Source organism: Burkholderia cepacia ATCC 25416, from assembly GCF_001411495.1.
Taxonomy (GTDB): domain Bacteria; phylum Pseudomonadota; class Gammaproteobacteria; order Burkholderiales; family Burkholderiaceae; genus Burkholderia; species Burkholderia cepacia.
Genome location: NZ_CP012981.1, coordinates 1369269 through 1386229 on the forward strand (window position 1 = coordinate 1369269; position 16961 = coordinate 1386229).

Annotated in this window: 10 protein-coding genes and 2 rRNA genes; 11 read left to right on the forward strand and 1 reads right to left on the reverse strand. The window is 62.2% G+C overall.

Annotated elements, in window-relative coordinates:
• Positions 1-209: 209 nt before the first annotated feature.
• The 4 genes from APZ15_RS06295 (at position 210) to APZ15_RS06310 (ending at position 7710) form a co-directional block, all read left to right on the forward strand.
• Positions 210-3090: ribosomal RNA gene (locus tag APZ15_RS06295) — 23S ribosomal RNA — on the forward strand.
• 155 nt (positions 3091-3245) lie between these two features.
• Positions 3246-3358 (forward strand): 5S ribosomal RNA (gene rrf, locus APZ15_RS06300).
• A 466-nt stretch (positions 3359-3824) separates the two neighbouring features.
• Positions 3825-5900 (forward strand): molybdopterin-containing oxidoreductase family protein, encoded by a 2076-nt coding sequence (locus tag APZ15_RS06305; protein WP_027788460.1) that lies wholly within the window; start codon positions 3825-3827, stop codon positions 5898-5900.
• A 136-nt stretch (positions 5901-6036) separates the two neighbouring features.
• Positions 6037-7710, forward strand: coding sequence for a long-chain fatty acid--CoA ligase (locus APZ15_RS06310; protein ID WP_027788459.1), 1674 nt, complete (start codon positions 6037-6039; stop codon positions 7708-7710).
• Between the two features lie 281 nt (positions 7711-7991).
• Here the strand turns inward: APZ15_RS06310 and APZ15_RS06315 are convergent, their stop codons facing one another.
• Entirely contained in the window at positions 7992-9143 is a 1152-nt protein-coding gene (locus tag APZ15_RS06315) for a porin (RefSeq protein ID WP_027788458.1), read from the reverse strand.
• Positions 9144-9419: 276 nt separating this feature from the next.
• Here APZ15_RS06315 and coq7 point away from each other — a divergent pair, with 276 nt between their 5' ends.
• The 7 genes from coq7 (at position 9420) to APZ15_RS06350 (ending at position 16946) form a co-directional block, all read left to right on the forward strand.
• Complete coding sequence (coq7, locus tag APZ15_RS06320) at positions 9420-10046, forward strand: 2-polyprenyl-3-methyl-6-methoxy-1,4-benzoquinone monooxygenase (protein WP_027788457.1); 627 nt, start codon at positions 9420-9422, stop codon at positions 10044-10046.
• Positions 10047-10432: 386 nt separating this feature from the next.
• Entirely contained in the window at positions 10433-10861 is a 429-nt protein-coding gene (gene mraZ / locus APZ15_RS06325; protein WP_006487094.1) for a division/cell wall cluster transcriptional repressor MraZ, read from the forward strand.
• A 23-nt stretch (positions 10862-10884) separates the two neighbouring features.
• The gene (rsmH, locus tag APZ15_RS06330; protein WP_027788456.1) at positions 10885-11826 is read left to right on the forward strand and encodes a 16S rRNA (cytosine(1402)-N(4))-methyltransferase RsmH; all 942 of its coding nucleotides are present in this window, start codon (positions 10885-10887) and stop codon (positions 11824-11826) included.
• A complete protein-coding gene (ftsL, locus tag APZ15_RS06335; protein ID WP_021159919.1) occupies positions 11823-12164 on the forward strand; it encodes a cell division protein FtsL in 342 nt (113 codons plus the stop codon). Before rsmH ends, ftsL begins: the two co-directional genes overlap by 4 nt.
• Positions 12161-14008 (forward strand): peptidoglycan D,D-transpeptidase FtsI family protein, encoded by a 1848-nt coding sequence (locus APZ15_RS06340; RefSeq protein WP_027788455.1) that lies wholly within the window; start codon positions 12161-12163, stop codon positions 14006-14008. Before ftsL ends, APZ15_RS06340 begins: the two co-directional genes overlap by 4 nt.
• Positions 14005-15543 carry a UDP-N-acetylmuramoyl-L-alanyl-D-glutamate--2,6-diaminopimelate ligase gene (locus APZ15_RS06345; protein ID WP_027788454.1) on the forward strand — a complete coding sequence of 513 codons (1539 nt, stop codon included), beginning with the start codon at positions 14005-14007 and terminating at the stop codon, positions 15541-15543. The genes APZ15_RS06340 and APZ15_RS06345 overlap by 4 nt, the downstream gene beginning before the upstream one ends.
• The gene (locus APZ15_RS06350; protein WP_027788453.1) at positions 15540-16946 is read left to right on the forward strand and encodes a UDP-N-acetylmuramoyl-tripeptide--D-alanyl-D-alanine ligase; all 1407 of its coding nucleotides are present in this window, start codon (positions 15540-15542) and stop codon (positions 16944-16946) included. Before APZ15_RS06345 ends, APZ15_RS06350 begins: the two co-directional genes overlap by 4 nt.
• Positions 16947-16961: the final 15 nt, after the last annotated feature.

Sequence of the window (16961 nt, forward strand, 5' to 3'; positions counted from 1 at the left end):
AAAGTATCGGCTGTCGTTCTTTAACAATCTGGAAGAAGTAAGTAATTTGGATAGCGGAAGCGTCTTGAGATGGACGTGAAAACTATCCGGGTTGTGATTGTATCGATGTATCTCAAGATGATTCGAACTCTAAGTTTGACTCAATTGGAATACGGCACAACGCGAGAACTCAACCTGTAGCGACTGTCGATGAGACAGACTCGTTATAGGGTCAAGCGAACAAGTGCATGTGGTGGATGCCTTGGCGATCACAGGCGATGAAGGACGCGGTAGCCTGCGAAAAGCTACGGGGAGCTGGCAAACAAGCTTTGATCCGTAGATGTCCGAATGGGGAAACCCACTCCTTTTGGAGTATCCATGGCTGAATACATAGGCCATGTGAAGCGAACGCGGTGAACTGAAACATCTAAGTAACCGCAGGAAAAGAAATCAACCGAGATTCCCAAAGTAGTGGCGAGCGAAATGGGATGAGCCTTGCACTCTTTATTTGTATTGTTAGCCGAACGCTCTGGAAAGTGCGGCCATAGCAGGTGATAGCCCTGTAGGCGAAAACAGTATGAAAGAACTAGGTGTGCGACAAGTAGGGCGGGACACGTGAAATCCTGTCTGAAGATGGGGGGACCATCCTCCAAGGCTAAATACTCGTGATCGACCGATAGTGAACCAGTACCGTGAGGGAAAGGCGAAAAGAACCCCGGGAGGGGAGTGAAATAGATCCTGAAACCGCATGCATACAAACAGTCGGAGCCTCGTAAGGGGTGACGGCGTACCTTTTGTATAATGGGTCAGCGACTTACGTTCAGTAGCAAGCTTAACCGTATAGGGCAGGCGTAGCGAAAGCGAGTCCGAATAGGGCGTTCAGTTGCTGGGCGTAGACCCGAAACCAGGTGATCTATCCATGGCCAGGATGAAGGTGCGGTAACACGTACTGGAGGTCCGAACCCACTAACGTTGAAAAGTTAGGGGATGAGCTGTGGATAGGGGTGAAAGGCTAAACAAACCTGGAAATAGCTGGTTCTCTCCGAAAACTATTTAGGTAGTGCCTCGTGTCTCACCTTCGGGGGTAGAGCACTGTCATGGTTGGGGGGTCTATTGCAGATTACCCCGCCATAGCAAACTCCGAATACCGAAGAGTGCAATCACGGGAGACAGACATCGGGTGCTAACGTCCGGTGTCAAGAGGGAAACAACCCAGACCGCCAGCTAAGGTCCCCAAATATAGCTAAGTGGGAAACGAAGTGGGAAGGCTAAAACAGTCAGGAGGTTGGCTTAGAAGCAGCCACCCTTTAAAGAAAGCGTAATAGCTCACTGATCGAGTCGTCCTGCGCGGAAGATGTAACGGGGCTAAGCTATATACCGAAGCTGCGGATGCGAGCTTGCTCGCATGGTAGGAGAGCGTTCCGTAAGCCTGCGAAGGTGCCTTGTAAAGGGTGCTGGAGGTATCGGAAGTGCGAATGCTGACATGAGTAGCGATAAAGGGGGTGAAAGGCCCCCTCGCCGTAAGCCCAAGGTTTCCTACGCAACGTTCATCGGCGTAGGGTGAGTCGGCCCCTAAGGCGAGGCAGAAATGCGTAGCTGATGGGAAGCAGGTCAATATTCCTGCACCATTGTTAGATGCGATGGGGGGACGGATCGCGGAAGGTTGTCCGGGTGTTGGAAGTCCCGGTCGCTGCATTGGAGAAGGCACTTAGGCAAATCCGGGTGCGTAATTCAAGGGTGTGGCGCGAGCTTCTTCGGAAGCGAAGCAATTGGAAGTGGTTCCAAGAAAAGCCTCTAAGCTTCAGTCTAACGATGACCGTACCGCAAACCGACACAGGTGGGCGAGATGAGTATTCTAAGGCGCTTGAGAGAACTCGGGAGAAGGAACTCGGCAAATTGGTACCGTAACTTCGGGATAAGGTACGCCCTTGTAGCTTGACTGGCCTGCGCCAGGAGGGTGAAGGGGTTGCAATAAACTGGTGGCTGCGACTGTTTAATAAAAACACAGCACTCTGCAAACACGAAAGTGGACGTATAGGGTGTGACGCCTGCCCGGTGCCGGAAGATTAAATGATGGGGTGCAAGCTCTTGATTGAAGTCCCGGTAAACGGCGGCCGTAACTATAACGGTCCTAAGGTAGCGAAATTCCTTGTCGGGTAAGTTCCGACCTGCACGAATGGCGTAACGATGGCCACACTGTCTCCTCCCGAGACTCAGCGAAGTTGAAGTGTTTGTGATGATGCAATCTACCCGCGGCTAGACGGAAAGACCCCATGAACCTTTACTGTAGCTTTGCATTGGACTTTGAACCGATCTGTGTAGGATAGGTGGGAGGCTATGAAACCGGAACGCTAGTTTCGGTGGAGCCGTCCTTGAAATACCACCCTGGTTTGTTTGAGGTTCTAACCTTGGCCCGTGATCCGGGTCGGGGACAGTGCATGGTAGGCAGTTTGACTGGGGCGGTCTCCTCCCAAAGCGTAACGGAGGAGTACGAAGGTACGCTAGGTACGGTCGGAAATCGTGCTGATAGTGCAATGGCATAAGCGTGCTTAACTGCGAGACCGACAAGTCGAGCAGGTGCGAAAGCAGGTCATAGTGATCCGGTGGTTCTGTATGGAAGGGCCATCGCTCAACGGATAAAAGGTACTCTGGGGATAACAGGCTGATACCGCCCAAGAGTTCATATCGACGGCGGTGTTTGGCACCTCGATGTCGGCTCATCTCATCCTGGGGCTGTAGCCGGTCCCAAGGGTATGGCTGTTCGCCATTTAAAGAGGTACGTGAGCTGGGTTTAAAACGTCGTGAGACAGTTTGGTCCCTATCTGCCGTGGGCGTTGGATATTTGAAGGGGGCTGCTCCTAGTACGAGAGGACCGGAGTGGACGAACCTCTGGTGTACCGGTTGTCACGCCAGTGGCATCGCCGGGTAGCTATGTTCGGAAGAGATAACCGCTGAAAGCATCTAAGCGGGAAACTCGCCTTAAGATGAGATATCCCTGGGGACTAGATCCCCTTGAAGGGTCGTTCGAGACCAGGACGTTGATAGGTCAGGTGTGTAAGCGCAGTAATGCGTTCAGCTAACTGATACTAATTGCCCGTAAGGCTTGATCCTATAACAAGTCTGCCTTGTAGATCGGCGCCGTGTGAAAGCACCGGCCGCAAGATCCAGAGCGACATGTTGGATTCTCGTGTGTGATACACACAACCTAATTACTGCTTCTTCCCAGATTGGTTCTGTTGGCCACGCCAGCAGGACAACCCTCTTTGCCTGATGACCATAGCGAGTCGGTCCCACCCCTTCCCATCCCGAACAGGACCGTGAAACGACTCTACGCCGATGATAGTGCGGATTCCCGTGTGAAAGTAGGTAATCGTCAGGCTCCCTAAGCCAGAAACCCCCGCCCGAACAGGCGGGGGTTTTTGCATTCCGGCGATGGAAATGCGCGAGTGATCGGGATCGGTGGCCAGGACGCTGCTCGAGCTGGGGCCGGGGTGCCGATTCTCCGCGACTCCCAGGTGCACCCAATCGCAACGCCTGGTTTTCCGAAATGACCGATATCATTCGCGATCCCTTGATCTATTGGTCGTATCTCCGATCAAAACCGCAACTCCCTCCTCTCCGTGTACCGATTAGCGACGTCGTGCACGATCTGCCTTCCATCGTCGACTACGCATATCGGATGGGCCATACAAGCCTCCCTCGCAGATGATGCGTGGTGTAACCGAAACTACCCCGGCTTCCTCGAATCGATTTTTGGTCAGATAACCCAGGATCCGAACGAAATGAACGCTTTATTCGGCGTGTCCACGTAAAATTTGCGAACCCCCATCTAAGCACTCAAAACGATGAACGCCGCGATTCAGGTAGCCCGGGCCGTTTGCCCGCACGATTGTCCGGACACGTGCGCAATGCGTGTGACCGTCGAAAACGGCAAGGCGATCAAGGTCACGGGCGATCCTGACCATCCGCCGACGCAAGGCGTGTTGTGCACGAAAGTCAGCCGATACGCCGATCGCGTTCATCATCCCGATCGCCTCACCGTTCCGCTCAAGCGCATCGGCGCCAAAGGGGAAGGGCATTTCGTACCGATCAGCTGGGACGAGGCGTTCGACGAGATCGGCCGTCGTCTCGGTGAAATCGCGGCGCGCGCACCGGAAGCGATCGTGCCGTACAGCTATGCGGGGACGATGGGGCTCGTGCAAGGGGAGGGCATCGCCCAGCGGTTCTTCCACAAACTGGGCGCCTCGCGGCTCGAGCGCACGATCTGCGCGGCGGCCGGTGCTGCGGGGTTACGGTACACATATGGCGCCAGTCTCGGTATGCATCTCGAGCATTTCGAGGAAAGCGAACTGATTCTGATATGGGGAGCGAACCCGATCGCGTCGAGTCTGCATTTCTGGACGCGTGCGCAGGAAGCGAAGCGCCGAGGCGCCCGTCTTGTCGCCATCGATCCGTACCGTTCGCTGACAGCAGAGAAGTGTCATCAGCATATTGCGTTGAAACCGGGTACCGATGGCGCGTTCGCACTCGGCATGATGCACGTGCTGATTACCGAAGACCTGCTCGATCACGACTACATCGCCAACCATACGCTCGGTTTCGACGCACTCAAGGAACGGGCGATGTCCTATCCGCCGGATCGTGTCGCGCAGATTTGCGGCATCGACGCGTCGGAGTTGATCGATCTTGCGCGTCGTTACGGCGCTACCCGGAAGGCATCGATCCGCCTGAACTACGGCATGCAGCGCGTCCGCGGCGGTGGCAACGCGGTACGGGCGATCGCAAGTCTGCCGGCGCTGACGGGTGCATGGCGCGATCGGGCCGGTGGGTTGTTGCTCTCGTCGTCGGAATCCGCGCCGGTCAACCAGGCTGCGTTGCTGCGCCCGGACTTGATGCCGGGCTGGCCGCACAAACTGCCGCGCATCATCAACATGAACGCGATCGGCGATGCGCTGTTGCACCCGGGCGATGCCACCTTCGGACCGAAGGTCGAAGCGGTGATCGTGTACAACTCGAATCCGGTGGCGGTCGCGCCGGATTCCTCGAAAGTCGCGGCGGGGTTCGCGCGTGACGATCTGTTCACGGTGGTTCTTGAGCATTTCAAGACAGATACCGCCGATTTCGCCGACATTGTGCTGCCGGCAACCACGCAGCTCGAGCATCTGGACATTCACAAATCGTACGGCCACACCTACGTGATGGCGAACCTGCCGTCGATTCCTCCGGTGGGAGACGCGCGGCCGAACACGGAGATCTTCCGCGGGATCGCGCGCAGCATGGGGCTGGACGAGCCCGCGCTCTATCACAGCGACGAAGAGATCGCGCGCGTGGCCCTCCGCTGGGACGATCCGGCACTCGACAGCGACTGGGACACGCTGAAGCGCGACGGCTGGTTGAAACTCAAGCTGCCGGAGGCGCCGTTCGCGAACGGCGGTTTCCGTACACCGTCCGGCAAGTGCGAGTTCTACAGCCCGCGGCTCGAGCAGATGGGCGTGGACCCTGTGCCCGACTACCTGCCGCCGTTCGAATCGGCCGAGGCGGCACCCGAACTCGCCGCGCGCTATCCGCTCGCGATGATTTCGCCGCCGGCCCGTCACTTCCTGAACAGCACGTTCGTGAACGTCGACAGCCTGCGTCATACCGAAGGCGAACCACATCTCGACATTCACCCGTCGGATGCCGATGCACGGGGCATCGCGGAGGGCGATCTCGTCCGCATCTTCAACGACCGCGGTTCGATGCAGGCGCTCGCGAGAATTACCGATCGCGCACGTGCAGGGCTCGTCGTCGGGTTGTCGATCTGGTGGAAGAAGCTGTCGCCGGACGGCAGGAACGCGAACGAGGTGACGAGCCAGGCGCTCACCGATCTCGGCAATTCGGCGACGTTTTACGATTGCCTTGTGGAAGTTGAACGCATTTGACCGAATATCACCGTATCATCCGACGAATCTCCACGGAAGTTCGAAGTGGACATCTAACCCTGTTGTATCGGGACGGGCGAGCCGTTACGATGCGTTTTAGCACGATCATTCGAAAATCCGTGAGGAGACGCGCAGTATGAACAAAATTTGGCTGAAATCGTACCCACCCGGCGTTCCAGCCGAAATTGACGCGTCTCCGTATCCCTCCGTTCCAGACCTGCTCGACGAAAGCTTCCGCCAGTACCGCGACCGCACGGCGTTCGTCTGCATGGGCAAGGGCATCACGTACGGCGAACTCGACAAGCTGTCGCGCCAGTTCGGCGCCTGGCTGCAATCGCGCGGTCTTGCGCGCGGGGCGCGCGTTGCGATCATGATGCCGAACGTGCTGCAGTACCCGGTGGCGATCGCCGCGGTACTGCGCGCAGGCTACGCCGTCGTCAACGTCAATCCGCTCTACACGCCACGCGAGCTCGAACATCAGCTGAAGGACAGCGGCGCGGAGGCGATCGTCATCCTCGAGAATTTCGCGTCGACGCTGCAGGCTGTCATCGCGAATACGAGCGTCAAGCACGTCGTCGTCGCGTCGATGGGCGATCTGCTGGGCATCAAGGGATGGCTCGTCAACTACGTCGTGCGCAACGTGAAGAAGATGGTGCCGGCCTGGCAACTGCCGTCGTTCACGCGCTTCAAGGCCGCGCTGTCCGAAGGCGCGCGGCAGGCATTCAAGGCGCAGAAGATCGGCCCCGATGACGTCGCGTTCCTGCAATACACGGGCGGGACGACAGGCGTAGCAAAGGGGGCGACGCTGCTGCACCGGAACATCGTGTCGAACGTGCTGCAGGCCGGCGCCTGGCATCATCCGGCTCACGAGAAGTTTCCGGAGGTGAAACAGTTCGTGACCGTTGTCGCGCTGCCGCTGTATCACGTGTTCGCGCTGACCGTCTGCGGTTTCCTGACGATGCGTACCGGGGGCATGGGCATCCTGATCCCGAACCCGCGCGACATCGCCGGCATGATCAAGGAGCTGAAGGGCTACCAGATCTCGACGATCCCGGCGGTCAACACGCTGTATAACGCACTGCTGAACCACCCCGAATTCAATCAGCTCGACCTGTCGAAGCTCGTGATCGCCAACGGCGGCGGCATGGCGATCCAGGAAGGCGTCGCGAAACGCTGGTATGAAAAGACCCATACGGCGATCATCGAAGGATACGGGCTGTCCGAAACGTCGCCGGTCGCGACCTGCAACCCGGTGACGGCGACCGAATACAGCGGGACGATCGGCCTGCCGCTGCCGTCGACCGAAGTGGCGATTCGCGACGATGCCGGCAACGACGTCGCGCTCGGCGAACCCGGCGAGATTTGCATCCGCGGGCCGCAGGTGATGGCCGGCTACTGGAACCGGCCGGACGAGACCGCGAAGGTCATGTTCGCGGACGGCTTCTTCAAGACGGGCGACGTCGGCGTGATGGATGCGCGGGGTTACGTGAAGATCGTCGACCGGAAGAAGGACATGATTCTCGTATCGGGCTTCAACGTGTACCCGAACGAAGTCGAGGACGTGGTGGCGTCGCATCCGGGCGTGTTCGAGGTGGCGGCGGTCGGCGTGCCCGACGAGCATTCCGGCGAAGCCGTGAAGCTGTTCATCGTGAAGAAGGACCCGGCGCTCACCGACAAGGACATCCTCGCCTACTGCAAGGAGCGCCTCACTGGCTACAAGCGGCCGAAGCTGGTCGAGTTCCGTACGGAGCTGCCGAAAACGAACGTCGGCAAGATCCTGCGGCGCGAATTGCGCGACGGACGCGCGTAACGTCGCGGTCGATCGAAGGGAAAGGCCCGGCACATGCCGGGCCTTTTTGTTTGCAGTGCGGCCCCGAGGAGGTTTGTCTCCGAACGAGACTGCCTCCGGAATGGGCTTGCGGCGGCGGCCGTGCGTTTCGATGGCTGCAGAGGCAAGCGGCATGGCCCCCAACGACGAGCGCGCAACGCCCGGCGCGATTCGCCGCGCTCCGGCTTTTGCGGTTCTGCCCCGCAAAAGAAAAAGGCGCCCGGAGGCGCCTTCAATATGCTGCGGCTTGTCAGGCAAGCTGATTAGAACTTGTGACGGATGCCGACGCGTGCCGCGACCTGGTTGCTGGTGCTCGAACCGGCGAGACCGTTGATCGACGCGGTTGCCTTGATCACGTCGCCGTTCGCGTCGAGCACGTTGCCCGATGCGTGCTGGTACACGCCGATCGCGTAGACGTCGGTGCGCTTCGACAGGAAGTAGTCGACGCCCAGCGAGCCTTGGTGGTACTTGGCTGCCGAGTTGCCGTCGATCTTGCTGCCTTGCGTGTAGTCGTACGCCGCGCCGAGAATCAGCGCCGGGGTCAGCTGATACTTGAAGTTGATTTCGCCGTTGTTGAACGTCGCGGTCTGGTTCACGAACGGGCCTGCCGAGAAGCCCTTGAACTTCGTGTTCGAGTACGTCGCGCCGATCGTTGCTGCACCGAACGTGTATGCGCCGCCTGCACCGATGACCTGGTACGTGTTCGCGTTGTTCGCGTACGCACCATAGATCGGCGACGAGACCGACGAGGACGCGGAACCGTTGTTGAACATGCCGCCGAACTGGTTCGGCGTACGTGCGTTCAAGTAACCGACGCCCAAGACCAGCGGGCCGTTGTTGTAGCCTGCGCCGAGCGACCAGACCTGGTTCTTCGAGAACTGGCCTGCCTGACCGCCGAAGCTGTACAGGCCGCCGAACGAGAAGCCGCCATAGGTCTGGCTCGTGAACTTGACCGCGTTGTTCACGCGATAGGCGTTGTTGAAGTTGTCGAGGTCGCCGGGGTGAGCGGCGATGTAGCCGCCCCACTGGTCGCCTGCCTCGAGCGGGCCGACGAAGTCGACGACGGAGTCGTATTGACGACCCAGCGTGACCGTACCGTACTGGCTCGACAGGCCGACGTAGGCCTGACGACCGAACATCAGGCCGCCCTGACCGAGCTTGCCGCTGTTCACGTCGAAACCGTTTTCGAGGGTGAAGATCGCCTTCAGGCCGCCACCGAGGTCTTCGGTGCCGCGCAGGCCGAAGCGGCTGCCTTGCATCACGCCGCTGGCCATGCTGTACAGGTGCTTGCCGCCCGCATTGTTGTTGAAGAGCAGGCCTTCATCGATGATGCCGTAAAGCGTCACGCTGCTTTGCGCATGGGCAGCGCCAGCGAACGCGCCCAGCGCGACGAGCGCGAGAAGCGACTTTTTCATTAACGGATCTCCAAAAATCACTGAATTTTTCTGGCGGGGCGGATAGTTATGTTCTGTTGACGGGCCCCATCAACTTCGCAAGAAGTCGCACGTAATGTAGCAAAACCGGTTTTTGCCACAAAGCGAAATGCCGCAGCTCAAGGCCGCCATGTTTCCTTTATGCAACAATGGTTAAAATCACGGGTTAACCGCAATTTCCGCTGAATAATCAAGTCGGTTACGCAGCGGACTCGTGCCCTTGCCGCTCGCGGCGGCACATGCAGCCAGGAGAACAGGATGGTGTTTGATGAACTGATCAGCGAATTCGATCGCGGCCTGCGGTCGCTGACGGGCATTAGCCGGATGAGCCGGCCGGTGCCCGCGCCGGCCGAGGCGCCCGCAGTCGAACTGACGCCCGCGGAGCGTACGCATGCCGCCGGGCTGATGCGCGTGAACCACGTCGGCGAGGTCTGCGCTCAGGCGCTGTACCAGGCGCAGAAGCTCACCGCGCGCACGGCATCCGCGAAGGCGATGTTCGAGGAAGCCGCGCGCGAGGAGGAGGATCACCTCGCGTGGACCGCGCACCGCCTGAAAGAGCTCGACTCGCGCCCGAGCCTGTTGAACCCGCTCTGGTATGCGGGTTCGCTCGCGATCGGCGTGGCGGCTGGCGCGCTCGGCGACAAGGTCAGTCTCGGCTTCATGGCCGAGACCGAACGGCAGGTCGAGAGCCATCTCGAAGGCCATATGTCCGAGTTGCCGGCGGCCGATACCGCGTCGCGCGCGATCGTCGACCAGATGCGTATCGACGAGGTGAAGCACGGCAAGGCCGCCGCCGACGCAGGCGGGATCGAACTGCCGCTGCCCGCGCGAATGCTGATGCGCGCCGCGTCGAAAGTCATGACGAGCACTGCGTACTATCTGTGAGATTCGCACCGGGGCGATGCGTGACGTCGCCCCGGTTCCCCGCCGCTGATACCGCCCGTTTATTCCTCGTTTTCCCGCCCCCGAAAGCCCCGTCCGCACACCCGTCTGGCCCGTCTTTCTCACGTATCACCTTCACAAGTTGCACTAGCTCATTCATTTATAACGGTTTTTGGAATGAGGGGCAGCATGAGCGTGTGCGCGTAAGTCCTTGTTCTAACTAACAAAATTCGTCAAAAAAGCGGGCCGCTCCCTTGACCGTGCCACACCCTTCCTCTAAAGTGGGAGACAGTGTGAGAAAGTGTATTTTTGTGTGATTTGGCGGGCTATTCCGGCTAAATTCTCAGCATTGAGCGGGTGCTTCGGTGCCCTGAACGGGAGAGCGGAAAGTGTTCCAAGGGGCGTCGGCGCTGACGCTCGATGCGAAAGGGCGGATGTCGGTGCCGGCTCGCTATCGCGAAGCGCTGCAAGGACAGGCAGAAGGACGGGTGACTGTGACCAAGCACCCGGACGGCTGCCTGTTGCTGTTTCCGCGCCCCGAATGGGAAGTATTCCGCGCCAAGATCGCCGCGCTGCCGATGGACGCGCACTGGTGGCGGCGCATTTTTCTCGGCAATGCGATGGACGTCGATCTCGACAGCGCCGGCCGGATTCTTGTATCGCCCGAGCTGCGCATGGCAGCTGGACTGGAAAAGGAAGTCATGTTGTTGGGAATGGGTAGTCACTTCGAGCTGTGGGATTCGCAGACCTACAACGCGAAGGAGCAGGCGGCGATGGCGCAGGGCATGCCCGACGCGCTGAAGAATTTCACGTTCTGATTGCGGTGACGGAGACGCCCGCGATGGGAAACGAATTGCGGCATCGGACGGTGCTGTTGGATGAAGCGGTCGAGTCGCTCGTGACGCGGCCGGACGGCGTTTATGTCGACGGCACGTTCGGGCGCGGCGGTCATAGCCGTGCGGTGCTCGCGCGGCTGGGGCCGGCCGGGCGGCTGATTGCGTTCGACAAGGACCCGCGAGCGATCGAGACGGCGCAAGGCATCGAGGATGCGCGCTTCTCGATCGTGCATGACAGCTTTGCATCGATGCGCGACGCGCTTGCGGCGCGCGGCGTCGAGAAGGTGTCGGGTGTGTTGCTGGACCTGGGCGTGTCCTCGCCGCAGGTGGACGATCCGGCGCGCGGCTTCAGCTTCCGCGCCGATGGCCCGCTGGACATGCGGATGGATCCGACGCGCGGCGAGTCGGCGGCGGAATGGCTCGCACGGGCTTCGGTGCAGGAATTGACGGAGGTGATACGGGATTATGGGGAAGAACGGTTTGCTTTTCAGATTGCAAAGGCGCTTGTTGCTCGCCGGGCAGAGTCCGACCGTCTTGGGCCTCTCGACACCACGGGCGAGCTTGCCCAAATCGTGGGTCACGTCGTCAAAACCCGTGAGAAGGGCAAGGATCCGGCAACCCGCACCTTTCAGGCTATACGGATTCACGTCAATCAAGAGCTTGCGGACCTGCAAGTCGTACTAGACGCGGCACTGTCGTTGCTGGAGCAAGGGGGGCGGCTGGTGGTCATCAGCTTTCATTCACTCGAGGACCGGATCGTCAAGCGATTCATGCAGGCGCACGCGAGTGCGCCTGCGGTCGATCGTCGCCTGCCGATCCGCGCCGTCGACCTCCCGAGCCCGCCGCTCAAGATCATCAGCCGCCAGTTTCCGAGTGAAGCGGAAGTCGCCGCGAACCCGCGCGCCCGCTCGGCCGTGATGCGCATTGCGGAGCGCGTCACGCCATGAGCCGCTTCAATATCTTCCTGCTGATCATCGTGATGGGCTGCGCGCTGTCGGTCGTCAATTCGACGAACCAGCAGCGCCAGATCTTCATCCAGCTGCAGCGCGCGCAGTCGCAGGAGCGTCAGCTCCAGCAGGACTACGCGCAGCTTCAATATCAGCAGAGCGCGCTGTCGAAGACGTCGCGTATCGAGCAGCTTGCGAACGATTCGCTGAAGATGCAGCCGATCTCGACCGGCCGCACGCAATACCTGACGCTGCCGCCGGGCGCGGCGAAGGCGATCGATGCACCGATCCCGGCATCGGCGGACACGGCCGGCAAGGGCAAGGGAGGCGCGCGATGAAGCCGTCCCAGAAGCGCCAGAACGTGAAGTTCTCGTCGAGCCCGGTGCTGGGCGTGCATCTGCCGATGTGGCGCTCGAAGCTCGTCGTGTTCCTGCTGTTCATGGCGTTCGTCGCGCTGGCCGCGCGCGCGTTCTGGATCCAGGGGCCCGGCAACGCGTTCTACCAGAAGCAGGGCGAAAGCCGCTACCAGCGCACGCTCGAGCTGCCGGCGACGCGTGGCAAGATCCTCGACCGTAACGGGCTCGTGCTCGCGACGAGCCTGCCCGTGCGCGCGATCTGGGCGATTCCCGACGCGGTGCCGGACGATCTCGATGCCGACAAGGTCAACCAGCTCGGCAAGCTCCTCGGCATGACGTCGAAGGAACTGCGCGTGAAGCTGTCGGAAGACAAGGGTTTCGTCTACGTGAAGCGCCAGGTGCCGATCGACGTCGCGGACAAGGTTGCCGCCCTCGACATTCCCGGTATCTATCAGCGCAACGAGTACAAGCGCTTCTATCCGGAAGGCGAGATCACCGCTCACCTGATCGGCTTCACGAACGTCGAGGACGAAGGGCAGGAGGGCGTCGAGCTCGGCGACCAGAAGATGCTGTCCGGCACGTCGGGCGTGCGTCGCGTGATCAAGGACCGGCTGGGGCACATCGTCGAGGATGTCGCCGAGCAGATCCCGCCGCACAACGGCACCGACGTCGACCTGTCGATCGACAGCAAGATCCAGTACATCGCGTACGCGAACCTGAAGGCCGCCGTCGAGAAGTTCAAGGCGAAGGCCGGCGCGGCGATGGTCGTCGACGTGCGTACCGGCGAGGTGCTTGCGCTCGTCAATTACCCGACGTACAACCCGAACGACCGCTCGCGCATGACGGGCGAGCAGTTGCGCAACCGGATCATGACCGACGTGTTCGAGCCGGGCTCGATCATGAAGCCGTTTACGGTGTCGCTCGCGCTCGACCTGCATCGCGTGACGCCGAACACGCTCGTCGAGACGGGCAACGGGCATTTCGTGCTCGACGGCGCACCGATCACCGACGACGCGGGTTTCGGCACGCTGACGGTCGGCGGCGTGATCCAGAAGTCGAGCAACATCGGCGCGACGAAGATCGCGATGACGATGCGGCCCGAGGAAATGTGGAATATGTATACGAGCATCGGCCTCGGCCAGGCGCCGAAGGTCGGGTTCCCGGGCGCGGTGGCCGGCCGCCTGCGTCCGTGGAAGAGCTGGCGTCGCATCGAGCAGGCGACGATGTCGTACGGCTACGGCCTGTCGGTGTCGCTGTTCCAGCTTGCGCGCGCGTACACGGCGATCGCGCATGACGGCGAGCTGATGCCTGTGACCATTTTCAAGACAGACCCCAATCAGCCGGTCGTGGGCACGCAGGTGTTCAACCCGACCACCGCGCGCGAAGTGCGCGCGATGCTCGAAACGGTGGTGGCGCCGGGCGGCACGTCGCCCGATGCGGCCGTGCCGGGCTATCGCGTCGGCGGCAAGAGCGGTACCGCGTACAAGCATGAGGGGCACGGCTACACGCGCAAGTACCGCGCGTCGTTCGTCGGGATGGCGCCGATGCCGAATCCGCGCATTGTCGTCGCGGTGTCGGTCGACGAGCCGACCGCCGGCAGCCACTTCGGCGGCCAGGTGTCCGGCCCCGTATTCTCGGCGATCGCCGGCGACACGATGCGTGCGCTGAACGTGCCGCCGAACATGCCGATCAAGCAACTCGTCGTGTCTGACGATTCGCCGGCAGCACCTTCCGCAGCGGGGCCGCAAAAGCTGGCCGCAGGTGGCGGTGCGAAGCATATGATCGTGTCCAGCACGACGCGTAATTCACCAGGAGTTGTTCGATGAGCGCCGCTCGCAGTTCCCATCCGGCGCATCAGCAGATCGCAGCCGCGCTTGCGTGGCTGCATCAGCATGTGGCCCCCGCAGCGCAACTGCATGCCGACACGCGCAGCCTCAAGGCCGGCGACGTGTTTTTTGCCTATGCGGTCGACGGGGCCGACAACCGCGCTTTCATTGTCGATGCCGTCGCGCGCGGTGCGGCCGCCGTACTGTATCAGCCGGAAGGGCTGGCCGCGGCGCCGGCGGTGCCCGTTGCACTGGCCGTGCCGGCGCTCGACCAGCTCGCTGGCGAGATCGCCAGCGGCTGGTACGGCAATCCGAGCGACAGCCTGCTTGCGGTGGGCGTGACCGGCACGAACGGCAAGACTTCGTGCACGCAATGGATCGCCGCCGCACTGACGGCGCTGCACCAGCCGTGCGCGGTGATCGGCACGCTCGGCACCGGGATGCCCGGCCAGCTCGTGCCGACGGGGTTCACGACGCCCGACGCGCCGCAACTGCAGCGCAGTCTCGCGCAGTTGCGCGACGCGGGCGCGAAGGCCGTGGCGATGGAAGTGTCGTCGCACGCGCTGCACCAGGGGCGCGTGAACGGCACGGGTTTCGACATCGCGGTGTTTACGAACCTCACGCAGGATCACCTCGACTATCACGGCACGTTCGATGCGTACGAGGCCGCGAAGGCGAAGCTGTTCGCGTGGCGCGGCCTGCGCGCGGCAGTCGTCAACCGCGACGATGCAGCCGGTCGGCGCCTGCTCGAGAAGCTCGCCGGCCGCGTGCGTACGATCGCGTACGGGATCGGCGACGCACCGGCGCCTGACGCCGATCGCGAACTGGTCGCACTCGACGTGCGCGCCACCGCGACCGGCACGGCGTTCCACCTGCGTTCGTCGTGGGGTGAAGCGGACGTCGAGGTTGGCACGCTCGGCACGTTCAACGTCAGCAACCTGCTCGCGGTGCTCGGCTCGCTGCTCGCGGCCGACCTGCCGTTCGATGCGGCGCTCGCCGAGATCGCGCGGCTCGAGTCCGTCAACGGGCGGATGCAGCGGCTCGGCGGCCGGCTGCAGAACGACGAACCGCTCGTCGTGATCGACTATGCACACACGCCCGACGCGCTCGAAAAGACGCTCGACGCGCTGCGCCCGATCGCCACGGCGCGCGGCGGCCGGCTCGTCTGCATGTTCGGCTGCGGCGGCGATCGCGATGCGACGAAGCGCCCGCTGATGGGCGCGATCGCGGAGCGGCTCGCCGATGAAACCGTCGTCACGAGCGACAACCCGCGCAGCGAGGATCCGCAGCGCATCATCGACCAGATCGTCGCGGGCATGACCGCGACCGATCACGCACGTCGTATCGAGGATCGCGCGAGCGCGATCCTGCAGGCCGTGCGCGGCGCCGCACGCGAGGATGTCGTCGTGCTGGCCGGCAAGGGCCATGAGGGCACGCAGGAAATCATGGGCAAGAAGCGTACGTTCTCCGACCAGGATCACGCGCGGCTCGCGCTGGCAGCGCGCGCGACGCACGGCAAGGGAGGCGCCGAATGACGATGCTCAGTCTCGGCGAAGCCGCTCGCCTGATTCCCGGCGCAACCGTCCACGGCGATGCGGGCGTCACGTTCGACCGCGTGTCGACGGACAGCCGCACCGTCGGCCCCGGCGACCTGTTCGTCGCACTGAAAGGCGAGCGCTTCGACGCGCACGACTTCCTTGGCGATGTCGCTGCGCGCGGTGCGGCGGCGGCGCTCGTCGCGCACGTGCCGACGGGCGTCACGATGCCGACGATCGAAGGCGGCGAAACACGTGCCGCGCTCGGCGCACTGGCACATGGCTGGCGCAAACGATTCGCGCTGCCGCTCGTCGCGGTGACGGGCAGCAACGGCAAGACGACCGTCAAGGAAATGATCGCGTCGATCTTCGCGGCGGCGGTCGGCGCCGACGCGCGGCTCGCGACGGCCGGCAACCTGAACAACGACGTCGGCCTGCCGTTGACGCTGCTGCGCCTGTCGGCCGCACATCGTCTCGCGGTGATCGAGATCGGGATGAACCATCCGGGCGAGACCGAAGTCCTCGCGCGTCTCACGGCGCCGACGGTCGCGCTCGTCAACAACGCGCAGCGCGAGCACCAGGAATTCATGGCGACGGTCGAAGCGGTCGCGCTCGAACATGCGGCCGTGATTCACGCGCTCCCGCCGGACGGCGTTGCGGTGTTCCCGGCCGACGACGCGTATGCGGGCATCTGGCGCGTCGCGTCGACCGGCAACCGGATCCTCGATTTCGCGCTGCACGATGCCGAACGGCAGAACGACGCGCAGGTCACGGGCCGTCTTCACGGCGGCGAACTCGCGATCGATACGCCCGCGGGCGCCGTCACGGTGCGGCTGCGCGCGCTCGGCGAGCACAACGCGCGCAATGCACTGGCCGCCACGGCCGCGGCGCTGGGTGCCGGCGTCGCGCTGTCGGCGATCAAGCAGGGTCTCGAATCGTTCGAGCCGGTCAAGGGCCGGCTGCAGGTGAAGCAGGCGATCGCGGGCAGCCTCGCGGGTGCGACGGTCGTCGACGATACGTACAACGCGAATCCCGATTCGATGCGTGCCGCGATCGACGTGCTCGCCACGCAACCGGCGCCGCGCGTGCTGGTGATCGGCGACATGGGCGAGGTCGGCGACGAAGGGCCGGCTTTCCATCGCGAGGTCGGTGCATACGCGCGCGAGCGCGGGATCGACGCGCTGTTCGCGCTCGGCGACGCATCGCGAGATGCGTGCACGGCGTACGGCGACACGGCACGCCACTTCGACGACGTCGGCGCGCTCGTGGCGGCGCTGCTCGCGGCCGGTTACGGCGCGCAGGCGACGCTGCTCGTGAAGGGCTCGCGGTACATGAAGATGGAGCGCGTGGTCGACGCGCTGACGAACCAACCCGCGGCGGGCACGGCGCCCGCTGCACACTGAGTAGAAGGAAGGAAG